This window comes from Streptomyces deccanensis (assembly GCF_022385335.1).
Classification (GTDB): Bacteria; Actinomycetota; Actinomycetes; order Streptomycetales; family Streptomycetaceae; genus Streptomyces; species Streptomyces deccanensis.
Genome location: NZ_CP092431.1, coordinates 36,136 through 50,162 on the forward strand (window position 1 = coordinate 36,136; position 14,027 = coordinate 50,162).

A 14,027-nucleotide genomic window follows, 5' to 3' on the forward strand; every position below is an offset into this window, starting at 1 on the left:
TCTGACCTGCTGTCACCTTTCCCCGCATCTCGGGGGAACCTCACATGAGCACCAGGCTGCCGCCGGTCGCTGGCAGAAGGCAGCCGGTGCGCTGACCGCGGCGGTGGGGGAACACGGGCGCTTGGTTGCCCTGCACAAGGCGGCGGACCAGCAGCGCAGGAAGGCTGCGCGGCAGGCAGAGGTGGTCCAGGGCAAGCTGAGCCGGGTCATGGCGGATCAGGCCCGGACGGAGGGCGAGCTCGCCGCGCTGCTCAACCCGGCGGCGCAGGACTGCTCCCACTGCGGGCAGGTGTTGCCCGAGCGGGCGCCCGGCCTGTGCCCGCAGTGCGGCCTGGTCCACCCCGGCGGCCAGGACCGGCGTGAACGGCAGATCGCCACCGCGCGGGCGCGATCGGAGCGGCTGGCTCGGAAGGTTAAGGCGCTGCAAGGGGATATGACGACCGTGGTGCAGGCAGCGCAGGAGGCGGAAACGGCCGCAGCAGATGCGCTTGCCGCGCGTGATGACTACGACCGGGACCATGTCGCTTCGGCCCGCACGCTTGCTCAGTCGGCGGAGAAGGAGGCCCATGGTCTGAGCCGGGACGTGGCTCAGCTCAAGCGGCGTCTTCAGGACGCCGACTACATCAGCGCCCAGGATACGGCCGTCGCGGCGGCGAAGGAAGCGATGGAGCAGGCGCAGGCCGCCCGCGACGCCGTGAAGAGCGCCCAGGAGGTACGCCGAAAGGAGGTTACCGGTCGCTGGTCGCAGTTCTTCCTGGAGCGGCTGCGTCAGATCAACCCGGCTGTCGAGGCCGCCTCCATCGATCCGTTGGACTTCACCACACGGGTCAAGGAGCACGGCGATGTCGACAAGACGTTCGCCGACAGCTCGGTTGGAGGCAGCCCGAGGGCTGCCACGAACGTCGCGCTGCTACTGGCCCTGCGTGACCTCGGCCGCGTGGATCCCCTGGCCCGGGTCCCTCCGCTGCTGATCATCGACTCGCCTCTGGCTGGCCTGGGCGCGACAGGTCTCGACCAGGACACTAGTCTGCGTCTGATCGACACGCTGATCTCCATCGCCGATGACCCCTCGGCCGACGGTTACGCCTGTCAGGTCATCGCCGCAACCAACGACCCGCTCCCCCGTCCCTACCCTGGTGTGCGGGAGATCCACATCAACGACGAGCACCGGTTCTTCGATCACGCCCCCGTCCACGCTGGCTGAGCGAAGCAGGCCAGGAGTACCGAGGGGCCGGCCGGTCCCCTCGGTCCCGGCGGCCGCTGCGCCAGCTCGAGCGGCAGCATCTGGCCGCCGAGTTGCTGGCGTTGCCCGGCGGGCACCGGTGTTGCAAGCTATGGATCAGCGACGACGCCTGAACACCCCCCTCCACGCTGCCGCGGGCGGTCCAAGCGGTGCGTGTGAAAAGCCGTCGTCCTCCGAGCGAGTCAGGCCATGGGCGGACGCTGGAGATTGCCCTGCCCGCGAACGGGGCAGCTCTTTTACTTTCACCTGTGGTCGGGGGGCGGCGAATGGCGCGTAGAAAGTCGTTGGCGGCGCAGTTGTTGCAGGCGTACCGGGACAGCCAGAAGGCCAAGGCCGCAGCGGCCAGGCGCGCTGAGGCGGAGCAGGCGCGTCAGGCGCGGGCCGCGGAGCGCGAGGCCGCCGAGCGGGTAAAGCAGGAAGCACGTCGAGAACGCGAGCAGGCGCAGGCGTGGATGCGCGCACAGAAGGAGAAGCAGGCACAGCGGACTGCCGAGTCGCGTAAGGCCGAGCAGATCGTGCGGGATCTTGAGAAGCGTCAGGCTGCGCGGGCGAAGGAACTCGAGCAGAAGCGTCGCGCGGAGGCCCGCGAGAAGGCTGCGGCGGAGCGGCGTGCGAAGCAGGAGGGCGTTGAGAATTTACGCCGGGAGGCTGCAGGGCGGACGGCCCAGGTCGAAGAACGGCTCGAGGAGCTGACTGCTGTCCTGATTGACCGCCCCGGTGGGCTGCCCGGGCTGCGGCTGGAGGCGGAGCAGGCGCTCGGTGAAGGAGACTTCGAAGGGTTCGCGGTCGCAGTGGAGAGGACGCTGGGCTCCATCAGGTATCCGGAAGGCCTTGGTGGCGCTCGGCGGGCGGCGTTCGCTCCTGAGTCCCGGGAGCTGATTTTGGAGATCGAGCTCCCCGTCCAGGCGGTGGTTCCCTCGGTCACGCAGTATCGGTTCAAAGCCTCTGCTCCCCCGGCTGTGGTCCCGCAGCCACGCAAGGAGAGTGAGTGCAAGGCGTTGTACAGAGATTTGGTGGCCAGACTCGCGCTGCGGGCGATCGACGAGGCCTTCGCTGTGACGCCGCCGTCGCTCGTGGACGGAGTTGCGTTCAACGGGAAGGTGCACGCCAAGGACCGTGCCACCGGCAAGTCGATCGAGCCGTGTCTGATCAGTGTGCGGGTCAGCCGGGAGACATTCGGGGAACTCGTGCTGGACGAGCCGGAACTCGCCCCGGTGCAGAGCCTTCACCATCTCAACGCGATCGTCTCCCAGCACCCTTACGACCTTGAACCGGTTCCGCCCGTTGTCACGTTCGACCTGACCCGGTACAAGATCGCCCCGGAGCGCGACGTCGTCGCCGGCCTCGACAGCCGGCCCGACCTCGTCGCGATGGACCCGATCGATTTCGAGCATCTCATCCGGCGCCTGTTCGAGAAGATCGGGCTCAAGTCGTGGGTGACCCAGGCGTCTAGAGACGACGGCATCGACGCTGTCGCGGTCAATGAGGAACCCCTCATCGGCGGGCTGTGCATCATCCAGGCCAAACGCTCGAAGAACGTGGTCTCCGCCGAGACGGTGCGGTCGGTCGCGGGCATCGTGAACGACAAGAACGCTTCGAAGGGCATCGTGGTCACCACCGCGTGGTTCGGCAAGGCGAGCTGGGACTTCGCTCCCCGTAACCGCGTCGAACTCATCGACGGCCGGCATCTCAAAGCCCTGCTGCTGGAGCATCTCGGCATCGACGCTCTGATCGGCCTGCCCAAGCTCCCGCCGGGCTGGCAGACACGCGACCTGAACTGACGCCACCCTCGTGTCCTTTCGTGCCGGTGTGCGGTTGGAGACAGCGGTTCGACACGAGAGGAACAAGCATGTCGTACGGATATGGCGGCGGGCCGGACTGGCCGATGATCCAGGCTAGGCGCCGAGCCGAGGAAGCGGCGCGTTCGGCTGCCGGCCAGGCTGTGGCCCACCAGGCGTCGGCTGACCGGTGGAAGGTTGCGTTCGAGGCTTTGGCCGGCCAGGTTCAGGCAGCGGTGGGCCGCAGTGGCGCCGAGCACCGTGACGGCGGCAGGTGTGGCTGCCCGTCATGCTGGGAGGCGCTCATCACCCGGCTGGCCACTGAGGCGCAGGGACACCGAAGCTCAGCCGCAAGCGCCGGTTCCTTCGCGTTCTCGATCGATGATCTGTTCGGCGGGACCGGCACGCAGCGGCATCCCTGAACTCACCGGGCCCGTCAGCGCTCGGGATGCCGAGTTTTCAGGCGCGAGGAACGGGTGTGATGTGCAGGGCGTGAAGAGGCTGCCGGGCAGTTGCGGGCAGGACCTCGAACCATGCCTGACCGTCGTCCAGATAGCACTGCGCCTTGCTCCAGTAGCGCCAGCCCAGGTCGACGAAGCAGTCAATCATGTGATCGCTCGCGCCCGGCGTCATGTACCGGCCGTGCACCTCGGCGCGGCCCAGTTCGAGGCCGGTGTTCTCCAGGTGAGCCAGCGCTGCGGCGGCTGCGCGGCGCAGAGGGCTGTTCGAGGTCCACCGGTCGTCCATGTGCTCCAGCGCTGCGGCAGAGCGGGGCTGGGCGTCGCTCAGAGCAAACGCGGCGACGGTGGCCGTGCCTTCGGTGCTCCAGCGGTGCAGGTCGATACGGACCGGACGCGGGAGCTGGTCGGCGATCGCCTCGTAGGTCGGCAGGACATGATCGCGCGGCGCACGGCCGGCGGCCGCATCGGGGGTGATCGCGGCCAGCCGCTGCCGGGCGATAGTGATCGGCTCGCCCTGCCGCCACAGCAGGAGCAGTTCGATCCCTTCCTTCTCCAGGGCTTGGCGTTCCTGGAACTGGAAGCTGACGCCGCGGCGGTTGCCGCGCAGAGCCTGTCGCATCGGTGCGTAGCCGTCGCGGCCGCTGAAGAGCGCGCTGAGAGAGTGCTGGGTCCAGCGCTCGTCGGTGGTGTGCTGGATCACGACGTCGATGTCGCCAACTTCCAGGGCGCCGCGGATGTAGGAGCCGAAGAGGTGTACTTCGGTGATGAGGTCCAGTGGCCAGATGTTCTGCTCAAGACGGTCGAGCATCTCGTGGAGGGTTGCGGTCGCCCGCTCACGCTTCATGGGCAGCTCCTGATCTTCACAAAGCAGTCCGCGCCGGACAAGCGGGAACTCTAGCGGCCGGCACTGACAACGCCCCGTTTTCTCCAGTGAGTACGCGAAAGGTCCGTGGTGCCTCCTGGCCGGGGGCTCGTTTCAGCGGGGCGCGGGACTGCGCGGGTTCAGGAAGGGCTGGGCTGCAGGCTCTTGCCGGCGTTGGGGTTCACCCGGGCTGCAGGGGGGGTGGCACGGGCTCAGGAGGGCCAGGGTTCCTTGCGCGGTGTCGGTTGCTTCAGCAGGTGCGGTGGGGTGGGGCTCTGCGATGGCTTGGGCGTAGTAGGTGCCGAGGGTGTGGGCCCGGGCGAGGAAGTAGGCGTAGGCGGCGCGCAGGGGAGCTTCTGGTTCGGTGAGACCTTCTTCCCATGCGTGGAGTGTGGTGGTGTCAACGCCGATGGCCCGGGCGAGTCGGGTCGGTGTGAGGCCGAGGCTGTTGCGCAGGCAGCTGCGTTCGGCGGGTGGGGGCAGCGGGGTTTGCTCGGCCAGGAGCACCTCGATGGCTCGGTAGCTGCTCGTCATGGGTTTTTTCTGCGTGTGCTGGGACGTTCGGGGGCGGGGTTTGCGGCGAGGAGGCGGCAGGTCTCCGTGGCGTGGGCGATCTCTTCTTCTTCCCCGCACGTGAGCCGGAAGGGCTTGTTGGCGTCCGTGAGATGGGCGGGCAGTCCTGGGCGGGTGTAGTTCTCGAGCTCACTGTGGACGTGGGCGGCTTCGAGAAGGAGTTCGGCCCATCTGGGGAGATCGGCGGGAAGGTCGGCCTGTGGGCGTTGCGGTGTGGGGCGTGTGAGGTGGGCCAGCTGGTCGATGCCGTAGCCGGTCAGTGCGCGGACGGCGACGGCTGCAGCGTGGACGGGGTGGGCGATGCGGGTGTGGATGCGCTGAGCCACGGCCTCGTGGTGAGGGCTGGGGGCAGCAAGGTCGGTGAGCGCCGGTAGCACGACGGGGGGCGGCACCGTGGCGCGGCCGGGCAGCAGGTTGACAGTGCCGCGGGAGGTGGGGGTGGTGGTGGCGGGTCTCCTGCCGGGGCGCCGGGAGCGTGGGGGCAGCGCGTACCAGGGTTCGTCGTCTGGGGCGGGGAAGGGGGCGGCGTGGTGCCAGCCAGGGTAGTTGGAGGCGTGTGAGCGTGACTGCGCGCCGGTGTTGAGGTGCTGGCGGGCGGCTTCGAGGGAGTCGATCTCATGGTGGCGGACGGCGCTGAGGACGGTGGCCAGTGCGGCCAGTGGTGGGCCACTGATGACAAGGGTCAAGCGGGTGCGGGTGCGTTCGCGCAGGGCCATGAGGTACTCGAGGTGGCGTTCGGTGATGCGGTGGGCACGGCAGATGACGTAGTGGTCGATGTGGAGGGCCTGGGTCCATGCGAGCGTCACGCGCCAGGAGGATTCGGCGTTGAGGGTCCACCAGGGCGCTTCACGGTGCGGGGGTGGAAGGGTGTTTGCCCAGGGCTCTGATGAGGTCGTGGGCGAGGTAGGCGGGTGCGGTGGCCAGGGGTGTGGGGTGGACGGCGACGCGTCCGGTCGCGGGGTGGTGGGAGGCGAGTGCGGTGATGGTGTAGTCGGGCAGGTCGTGGGGGTCGTTGATCACGGTGATGGGCGGCAGGCTGGAGTCGGTGTGGTCCGGCGACCAACTGGGGGTCCACCTGGTGACGGTGGCGGCCGTTGCGGCGGACGTGGGCGTTGAGGTCATGCGGAGGGGGCCAGAGTCGGGTGCAGGCGGCGCAGGAGGGCGGTCGGGTCGGGCGACTGGTCGGGGCGGCGGCGCAGGTGCGCCTGGAGCTGGTGGGTCAGGGCGGCCCAGCGGCGGAGGTTGCCGTGGGCCCACATGTCGTCCAGGCGGGCGAGGGTGTTGTGGTGGGTGTTCTGCCACAGCGGGTGGAAGCGGGGCAGCACGGTGAAGACTTCGTCCGCGGCGAGGGGTTCCATGTGGTGCCAGGTAGTGACCCTGCTGAGCAGGGCGGGCTGTGAGCGCAGGGCTTTGAGACGGGGCCTGCTGGCGAGCAGCAGGATGGTGACCTGTGGGACGGGGTCGTCGTGGAGATAGCGCAGGTATTCGATGCAGGAGGCGGAGAGCTGGTGGGCTTCGTCGACGGCGAGGAGTCGGGGCGGCTGTTCCAGTGCGTGGCGTAGGTAGTCGTCGCAGATGCCGGCGTCCTGGGGTGGGTCGCCGGGCAGGTCGAGGGCATGGTGCAGGCTGTGGCGCAGGTCGTCGGGGCGTGCTTGGGGGCGCGGGAGCAGCCGTAGTGCGGACAGGGTGGGGCGCTGCTGGCACAGGGTGTGCAGGGTGAAGGTCTTGCCGACGCCGGGGTCCGCGGTCAGGCACATCATGGTCTGCTCGCGCAGTGCGTTGTCGAGGGCGTGGCCTGCGGCCCGCACGGCCTGGGTAGTGACGGTGCGGGCGTCGGGCAGGCTGAGGTAGTGGGGCGCGTGCTCGGTGGGGGTCATCCGGCGTCCCGCTGGGGGCGGCGGGAGCGGCGTCGGTGGGGCAGGGCGCGGCGGATGGCCCAGCGGGCGATGGATTCGTCGACCTGTTCCAGGCCGCGGCGCTTCATGCCTTCCAGGACGTGGTAGGTGATCTTGGACCAGACGCGGAAGGTGCCACCGGCGCCTTCTTCGTAGACGTAGTCGATGAGTTCGGGTGAGGCGCTGACCCAGACGGGATGGAACAGGGGGATGTTGCGCTGGACTTCGTCGGCTTCCATGGGGGCGAATTCCTGCCAGATGTAGATGCGGGAGGCGAGGGCGGGTTCGCTGTAGAGGGTTTTGTAGGCTTCTTCGCCGCCGACGAAGAGGACGGCGGGACGGTTCTTGCCCTTGCCGGTGTCCCACAGGTGACGGACGAACTCGAAGCATTCGCGGCTGAACTGCTGGGCTTCGTCGCAGACCAGGACGTAGGGCTTGCGGGCCAGGGTCCGCTTCAGCAGCCGGTCGAACTCGCTGGGGTGGGACGGCGGTTCGCCTTCGAGGCGCAGTTCGGTAAACAGTTCCTGGCGGATGTCGCGGGGGGTGGGGCGGGAGCGGAACTGCAGGAGCAGGACGCGTTCGGCGGAGATTTCTTTCAGGGCGGCCAGGACGGAGAAAGTTTTGCCGAGGCCGGCGTCGCCGTAGATGCAGGACATGGCCCGGGCTTCGATGGTGTCGGCGATGTTCTCGCTGGCCTCGAGGAGGGCTTCGGTGGCGACGATGCGGGCGTCGGCGAGGTTGAGGTAGAAGTCGGGTTCGCCGACGACCTCGTCCTGGTCGGGGCGGGGCGTCGTCTGGGTGGTGTCGGTGTCGGTCACGTCGGTGTCCTTCGAGCTCGTCCGGGCGGTGTGGGCGTGGTCGGGTGCAAGGTGGGGCGGCCGGGCGTGGGCGGTGCCCAGGGGCTGGCGGGTGGCGGCGTCGTAGACGTCGACGCTGTCCGGGTCGCGAGGGTGGATGCGGACGGTGCGCTGGGCGTAGCCGGTCATCCAGGCGGCCGTGTAGGGGCGGCCTCGCCAGCGCACCTCCTGGCCGCGGATGATGCGGGTGGAGCGGCCGGGTGGCGGGTCGGGGGCGGTGAGCGCGGTGGTCACGTGTCTTCCTCGGAGGGGGCGGATGGGCCGGGGACGGCCCAGCGGCCGGGTGGGGTGATCCGGCGGGGCATGTAGTCGGTGGGCAGGTCGTCGTCGGCCCGGCTGGAACGCCAGGTGCGCAGTTCCTCGGCGGCCTCTTTGCGGGTCATCGCGGTGTCCGCCTGGGCCGGTCCGGCGCTGGTGTGGGCTTTGAAGCGCCGGCGGCGCAGCGTCTCGGCGCGGCGCAGGTCGCGGCGCACGCGGCGGACACGCTCGGTGCGGGCCTGATAGACCTGCTCGATCTGCTCGTCGCTGGCCTGGTCGGCCAGGTAGGCGGTGCCCAGGTGTCGGCGGTTGTCGGCATCGAAGATTTCGATCTGGTCGAGGTGGTGGGGCTGGAAGCGGACGTGGACGCGGGTGCCGGAGCGGCCGGTCATCCAGCCGGCCATGTAGTCGCGTCCCCTGAAGCGGATGCCGTGGCCGTTGATGACGCGGGTGGAGCGGTCGCCTTCCAGGAGGAAGGCGTGCAGGTCTTCGGCGCTGACCTCGCGCAGCGGGCTGGGGTCGCTGTTCCACCATTGCAACGGGGTGAGGTCGCCGTAGCCGGCCATCGGGTGTTCGGCGTTGCGGGTCTTAACCCACTGCGCGAGGAGCTCGACGAAGCCTTCGAAGGTCAGGGCTGGGTCCTTCTCCCCCGAGCGGCGGCGCGAATCGAGTTTCTGGGCGTGGGTGTAGCGGGGCAGGGTGGAGAAGAACATGCTGGTGGCAGCGCGGTTGAGGTTTTCGATGCTGCCTTTGAGGTGGGGGGTGTATGGGGGCAGGACGTCGACCTGGACGGCGAAGGCGCCGAGTGCGTCCTGGACGGCGCAGGAGAGGAAGTCCTTGCCGCGGTCGATGCGGATCCGGGTGGGCAGGCCGCCTGCCGGGCCGTAGCCGTCGCCATGGAGGATGCAGGATCTGAGGGCGGCCAGGATGGACCCGCGGTGCGGGAAGTGCGGGGTGACGGCCCAGCCCATGATCATGCCGGTGTGGCAGTCGCAGAACCAGGTCACCCATGGTTTGACCAGCCGTCCGTCGGCCCAGACCCAGACGGGGGCCTGCTTGTGGTCGCCTTCCCATTCCTCGTTGCGGGCGGTGGGCGGGCGGCGCAGGTGCGGGTCGTGGCCGCGGGAGGCAGGGATGCCGCTCTTGAAGCCGGCCCGGTCACCGGGTGTCAGGTCGCGTTTGACGGCGCGGTGCAGTGTGGACAGGCTCACCGGGGTGGCGCCGGCCTTCTCGGCGTCCTGGACGAGTTCTCTGTGGATGGCCTTGACGTTGCCTCGGTGGTAGGCGAGCAGCGTGCGGATGTCGTCGGTGATCTCGAAGCGGCCCCGGCCGCGTCGCAGGGGTTCACCGAGCCGGGCGCGGGCCAGGTTGCGCCACACGGTCCGGACGTGGACGCCGAGAGTGTGGGCGGACAGTTCGACGTGGGCGGTGGTCAGCTCCCCGCGCTGCGACAACTCCAGCAGGGCACGTACGGCCGGGCCCATGAGTTCGTGGCGTGCTCGCTGCCGTCGGGCCAGGTCATCGTCGGTGAGGACCTCGAGGTCCGGGCACTCCATGGAGGCGTTCCTTCGGTGCAGGTCGATCAACGGTTCGGGGTCCCGTGCCGTGGTGGGCGACGGGGTCAGGCCCAGAAGCCGAGGTGGGTGACGTGCTCATACATGCGCCAGTCGGAATCGAAGTCGGTGATCACGTCGCGCCACCGATACGTCAGCGCGTGCAGGTCGCTGCGCGACCAGGCCTTAACGATGGGGTCCCAGCGGTAGATGTTCTTGTGCCGCCAGCGGGCGGTGCGCCGGTGCTTGTCGTCGACGTCGCTCTGGTCGACGGGGTAGATCTCCACGCGGGTCCCACCCCCGGCGTTGAGCCGGCGGGTCATGCTGGGTGCCATGTTGCGGCGGCGCAGCAGGCGGAAGGCGTTTTCCAGGCGCTGCTGCTGCTCGGGCCGTGGGTGGCGTTCCTCGGTGAGCCAGGCAGTGATCATCCGCCGGTCCATGCGGATGCCGCAGTCCTGCATGTAGGTGTAACCGGTGCGGGAGCGGGTGAGGTAGAGCAGGTTACGTCTCAGCCGTTCTGACGGCGTCATGTAGGGGTCGGTGACCTGCGCGATCTCATCAAGAGTGGTGCTGAGGGCTACAACCCCGGGCACGCCCTGGGCGCCTAATCGTCCGAATCCCATACGAGTCTTCTCCGAGGGCTCACGTGATCATGGGGTGGTGCGCTGCAGGCTTTGAAGGGGCGCCCTCTCGGTCGGAGAGGGCGCCAAATCGCTGCGCCCTGCACGCTGCTGGGCCTCCAACGTCACGGTGGTTTTGGTGAGTTGGCCGGCTGGGAGCCGTGGGCTCCGATGCACGGCACCCTAGGAGAGCGGGTGTGCGACGGAACGAGTTCAGGTCGACATCGAGGTGCGACACATTTGGGGCATTTCGCGGCTCCAGAAACCGCCGTCGGCGGCCGGTTTGCCAGGTGCCGAACCGGACGGGGTAAGGCATCGATTGGCGATCGAACAGCCAGCGCGGGCCGAGAGGCGACGCATGCGTTCAGCCAGCGCAAATCTCGCTGTCGACGCCGAATAAGCGAATACGCAGGCCACCCCTCATGGCGCAGGATCCACTTTTAGCCACGAAGGAGTAAGCGAGGTCTCAACTCCGCCCTCAGCTACCTGCGAGTAACGACTCGCGGGTAGCTGACTTCGGCATGCGCACGCCATACCTAGCAAGTGCGTCGACGCAGGACAACAGGAACACTAGCGTTCGGGTCTGACAGTCAATTGCCGGATTCCCCGCCCCAACTCACCCTGACCCCCGTGGAATTGACTCAATCCCTGCGCTTTGGCATGCCGTTGAACGCTCAGTCCGTCCAGTTATTGCTGGTCAGAAGCTGTTGTCTTTTCGATCTTGAGAGATGCGCGTCGAACGGGAGTCCCGATCGGGTGGTCGGGGGGCGCTGGGCGCATACGGACAGGGCCTCCTGAACAGCTCGTTGGTGTCGAATCACCGAGCAACAGGAGGCCCTGGTGCAACAGTCTTGCGTGCCGATGGCGGGGCAGTCCAGCGTGGTCACCTGGGAGTGTGACTGCCTGGCTCACCGGTTCGGAAATGCCTCCGACAACGGGACGCGACAGCCTCGCTACCCGACGGACATGACGGACGGGGAGTGGGCCGTCATCCGCCCGCTGCTGCCGGTGCCGGGCTGGATGCGCGGCCGGGGCGGCCGGCCGGAGGGGTATTGCCACCGGGCCATGCTCGATGCGATCCGGTATCTCGTGGACAACGGGATCAAGTGGCGCGCGATGCCCGCCGACTTCCCGCCGTGGGACCGCATCTACGCATTCTTCCGCCGCTGGCGGGACAACTTGCTGGTCAAGGAGTTCCACGACCGGTTGCGTGCGAGGGTCCGCGAGGAGCTGGGGCGGGACGCGCAGCCGACGGCCGCAGTGATCGACTCGCAGTCCGTCAAAGCGGACGCCGTCGTCGGATCGGACAGCCGCGGCTTCGACGGCGGCAAACTGATCAACGGCCGCAAGCGGCATGTCGTGGTCGACACGCTCGGCCTGCTGTTGGGCGTGATGGTCACGGCCGCGGACACCGGCGACCGCATCGCCGCCCAGGTTCTGCTCGGACAGGTCGCCGACGTGCACCACCGGCTGGAACTGGTCTGGGCCGACGGCGGCTACACCGGCGGCCTCGTCGAGTACGGCCTGGCCACGTTCGCCCTGGTCCTGGCGATCGTAAAACGCAGCGATGACATGCGCGGCTTCGTGGTGCTGCCCAAGCGGTGGATCGTCGAGCGCCTCTTCGCCCACCTGATGCGAAGCCGCCGTCTGGTGCGCGACTTCGAGCGGCGCACCGCCAGCGCGGAGGCGATGGTCTACTGGTCGATGACCCTGCTCATGACGCGCCGCCTTGCCCGGCCACACCCTGGGCGAGGGTGAACCGGCCCGGCTGCCGCTCGGCCAGCCAGCCGCGGGCGACCAGGCGTTTCGCTTTCGAGCGCAGTGCCTCCACCCGTCGCCGGCACCACGTCCATGCCGAACATAGCGGCCATTTCCTGGCAGGTCAGCGGCCCTTGATGGAGCCGGTTCCGGTCCGCGAGCGCCGTGAGGATGCGCTGGTAGTCCACGGACAGCACCGACCAGGCCAGTCCCTGGCGCCACACCGGCACCTGCGACTTCGGCTTCGCCGCATCCCCGGGGTCCGGCGGCGCGTCCGCATCCCGCGGATCGTCAGTGACCTCCGTGCCGACGGTGTTGTCGCCGTCCGGAGCCAGCACCGTGCCGACCCGCTTGCGGGCAATCGCCCACTCCTGCCATTCCCGCTCGGCCGCGGCCAGTTCGGCCTGGATGCGGTCGGCCTGTTCCCGCAGCCCGTCGACTCGACGGCGAGCAGCGAGCTCGTGCTGTTCCAGCAGTCCGACGACTGACGGCATCCATGACCTCCCGGGGAGCGACGATCCGGCAGGCCACGACTCCCACGGAATCACCACTGCTATCCCCGACCAGCGGAAACACGTCGATCACGTCCGAAAAGACAACAGCTTCTTACCTAGGCGTCATCGACGGTGTCCTCGACACTGCCCTGCGTCTGGACTGGAGCACCGAGGACAGCGCCTCTCTGCTGGCCTACGCCCTGTCGGTCTGCGAACACGTAGACATCGCCCGGTTTCCGGACACCGTCAAGAAGGCCATGGCGGCTGCCTCCAATCTCTCCCGAGGCAATGAAGCCCTCAGGATCCACACGGAGCAGGAAATCCTCCGACGCGCCGCCGACCTCGACGGCTACGACCTACGCGACGCCCTGAACGGTGACTGGCTGCCGCAGACCGCCACCACCCCGGCCATGGCCCAGCTGCGGCTGCGCCAAGTGCGCGACCCGCGCGTCAACGACCGGCTTACTGATCTCGGCTCGTTAGGGTGATGTTTGCTGAACTTGCCGATGTGGGTGCGGTGTTGTCGGTAGTCCATGGCGTGTGAGATACGCGGATGGGGGCGGGCTGACGCCTGCAGCACGGGGGCGTCGGGAAGCGGTGCGGATACAGGCGGCAGAGCTGTTCGCGCAGCAGGTCAAACCGCCCGAGGTGGCCCGGCAGCTGCGTGTGAGTCTGAAGTCGGCTTACCAGTGGCAGCAGTTGTGGCGGCAAGGCGGTGCCGAGGAGCTGCTTTCGCGAGGGCCGAGCGGGGGCCGGTGTCGCCTGTCGCCACGCTGTCTGGAAAAGCTCGCCAGGTATCTCGAGCAGGGTCCGGCCGCGCACGGCTGGACGGAGGACCAGGTGTGGACCGCGGCGAGGGTGGCCACGCTGATCGGCAGGAAGTTTCACGTCTCCTACAGCGTCTCGGGCGCGACGAGGCTGATGCACCGGCTCGGCTTCAGCCCGCAGGTCCCTGCGCGGCGGGTCGCCGAGCGGGACGAGCAGGCCGTCACCGCGTGGAAGGAGGCGACCTGGGCGGAGGTAAAAGAGTCCGGGCGGCCTGTGGGGGCTACATCTGCTTCGAGGACGAGGCAGGCTTCACCCGCCGACCGCCCAGGGGGCGCACCTGGGGCCGGCGCGGCCACACCCCGCAGGTGACGGTGAGCGGACGACGCTCGGGCCGACTGTCCGTGGCCGGGATGATTGCCATGCGGCCCGGCTCCCGGACCCGGCTGTGCCACCGCCTGCGCACCCACCGAGCGGGCAAAGGCAAACGTCGCAGCATGGGCGAGCGGGACTTCATCGCGCTGATCGACGGCGTCCACCAGCTCGTCAAGGCGCCCCTCGTGCTGGTGTGGGACCGCCTGAACACCCACGTCTCCCGCGCCATGGGCGAGCTGATCGCCGAGCGTGAGTGGCTGACGGTATTCCTGCTGCCCGCTTACTCACCCGACCTCAACCCGGTCGAGTGGGTATGGGCGCACGTCAAGCACAGCCTGGCCAACCTCGCAGTCGTTGCCCTCGACCGGCTCGAAGCACTCGTACGCAACCGGCTCAAGCGCCTTCAGTACCGGTCCGGCATCCTCGACGGCTTCATAGCGGGCACCGGCCTGGCCCTCGACGAACCAGCGTCACCCTGACGAGCCGAAGTCAGTAACGCCCACGACAACCTGGAACTGTGCGCGCTGCTTAACTG

At 68.6% G+C, this 14,027-nt stretch carries 15 protein-coding genes; 6 read left to right on the forward strand and 9 right to left on the reverse strand.

The window, feature by feature from the left end; genetic code table 11:
* Positions 1-121: 121 nt before the first annotated feature.
* From L3078_RS00165 to L3078_RS00175, 3 genes are all read left to right on the forward strand, one after another.
* On the forward strand, positions 122-1,204 hold the full coding sequence (locus L3078_RS00165) for a hypothetical protein (protein WP_239749110.1): 1,083 nt from the start codon (positions 122-124) through the stop codon (positions 1,202-1,204).
* Positions 1,205-1,527: 323 nt separating this feature from the next.
* Positions 1,528-3,024 (forward strand): restriction endonuclease, encoded by a 1,497-nt coding sequence (locus L3078_RS00170; RefSeq protein ID WP_239749111.1) that lies wholly within the window; start codon positions 1,528-1,530, stop codon positions 3,022-3,024.
* A 68-nt stretch (positions 3,025-3,092) separates the two neighbouring features.
* Complete coding sequence (locus L3078_RS00175; protein ID WP_070201531.1) at positions 3,093-3,443, forward strand: hypothetical protein; 351 nt, start codon at positions 3,093-3,095, stop codon at positions 3,441-3,443.
* A 37-nt stretch (positions 3,444-3,480) separates the two neighbouring features.
* Here the strand turns inward: L3078_RS00175 and L3078_RS00180 are convergent, their stop codons facing one another.
* From L3078_RS00180 to L3078_RS00215, 8 genes are all read right to left on the reverse strand, one after another.
* Positions 3,481-4,326, reverse strand: coding sequence for a nucleotidyltransferase family protein (locus tag L3078_RS00180; protein ID WP_070201530.1), 846 nt, complete (start codon positions 4,324-4,326; stop codon positions 3,481-3,483).
* Between the two features lie 132 nt (positions 4,327-4,458).
* Positions 4,459-4,878 (reverse strand): helix-turn-helix domain-containing protein, encoded by a 420-nt coding sequence (locus L3078_RS00185; protein ID WP_239749112.1) that lies wholly within the window; start codon positions 4,876-4,878, stop codon positions 4,459-4,461.
* Complete coding sequence (locus L3078_RS00190) at positions 4,875-5,723, reverse strand: hypothetical protein (protein ID WP_239749113.1); 849 nt, start codon at positions 5,721-5,723, stop codon at positions 4,875-4,877. Before L3078_RS00190 ends, L3078_RS00185 begins: the two co-directional genes overlap by 4 nt.
* Positions 5,724-5,763: 40 nt before the next feature.
* Positions 5,764-6,039 (reverse strand): hypothetical protein, encoded by a 276-nt coding sequence (locus L3078_RS00195; protein WP_239749114.1) that lies wholly within the window; start codon positions 6,037-6,039, stop codon positions 5,764-5,766.
* Positions 6,036-6,794, reverse strand: a complete 759-nt coding sequence (locus tag L3078_RS00200; protein ID WP_050487125.1) for an AAA family ATPase — start codon at positions 6,792-6,794, stop codon at positions 6,036-6,038. Before L3078_RS00200 ends, L3078_RS00195 begins: the two co-directional genes overlap by 4 nt.
* Complete coding sequence (locus L3078_RS44490; protein WP_275593106.1) at positions 6,791-7,903, reverse strand: AAA family ATPase; 1,113 nt, start codon at positions 7,901-7,903, stop codon at positions 6,791-6,793. Before L3078_RS44490 ends, L3078_RS00200 begins: the two co-directional genes overlap by 4 nt.
* Positions 7,900-9,483, reverse strand: a complete 1,584-nt coding sequence (locus L3078_RS00210) for a transposase family protein (protein ID WP_275593107.1) — start codon at positions 9,481-9,483, stop codon at positions 7,900-7,902. Before L3078_RS00210 ends, L3078_RS44490 begins: the two co-directional genes overlap by 4 nt.
* Before the next feature lie 65 nt (positions 9,484-9,548).
* Positions 9,549-10,073, reverse strand: a complete 525-nt coding sequence (locus L3078_RS00215; protein WP_239749115.1) for a transcriptional regulator — start codon at positions 10,071-10,073, stop codon at positions 9,549-9,551.
* Positions 10,074-11,066: 993 nt separating this feature from the next.
* On the opposite strand from L3078_RS00215, the gene L3078_RS00220 reads away from it, so the two are divergent.
* A complete protein-coding gene (locus tag L3078_RS00220) occupies positions 11,067-11,858 on the forward strand; it encodes an IS5 family transposase (protein WP_239749116.1) in 792 nt (263 codons plus the stop codon).
* Here the strand turns inward: L3078_RS00220 and L3078_RS00225 are convergent.
* Positions 11,795-12,352 (reverse strand): hypothetical protein, encoded by a 558-nt coding sequence (locus tag L3078_RS00225; RefSeq protein WP_420864022.1) that lies wholly within the window; start codon positions 12,350-12,352, stop codon positions 11,795-11,797. The genes L3078_RS00220 and L3078_RS00225 overlap by 64 nt on opposite strands.
* 2 nt (positions 12,353-12,354) lie before the next feature.
* On the opposite strand from L3078_RS00225, the gene L3078_RS00230 reads away from it, so the two are divergent.
* Positions 12,355-12,840 carry a hypothetical protein gene (locus L3078_RS00230; protein ID WP_239749117.1) on the forward strand — a complete coding sequence of 162 codons (486 nt, stop codon included), beginning with the start codon at positions 12,355-12,357 and terminating at the stop codon, positions 12,838-12,840.
* 52 nt (positions 12,841-12,892) lie between these two features.
* A protein-coding gene (locus L3078_RS44830; protein WP_420864023.1) for an IS630 family transposase occupies positions 12,893-13,971 on the forward strand; the annotation gives its coding sequence in 2 pieces (ribosomal slippage) (positions 12,893-13,394 and positions 13,394-13,971; 1,080 coding nt in all).
* Positions 13,972-14,027: the final 56 nt, after the last annotated feature.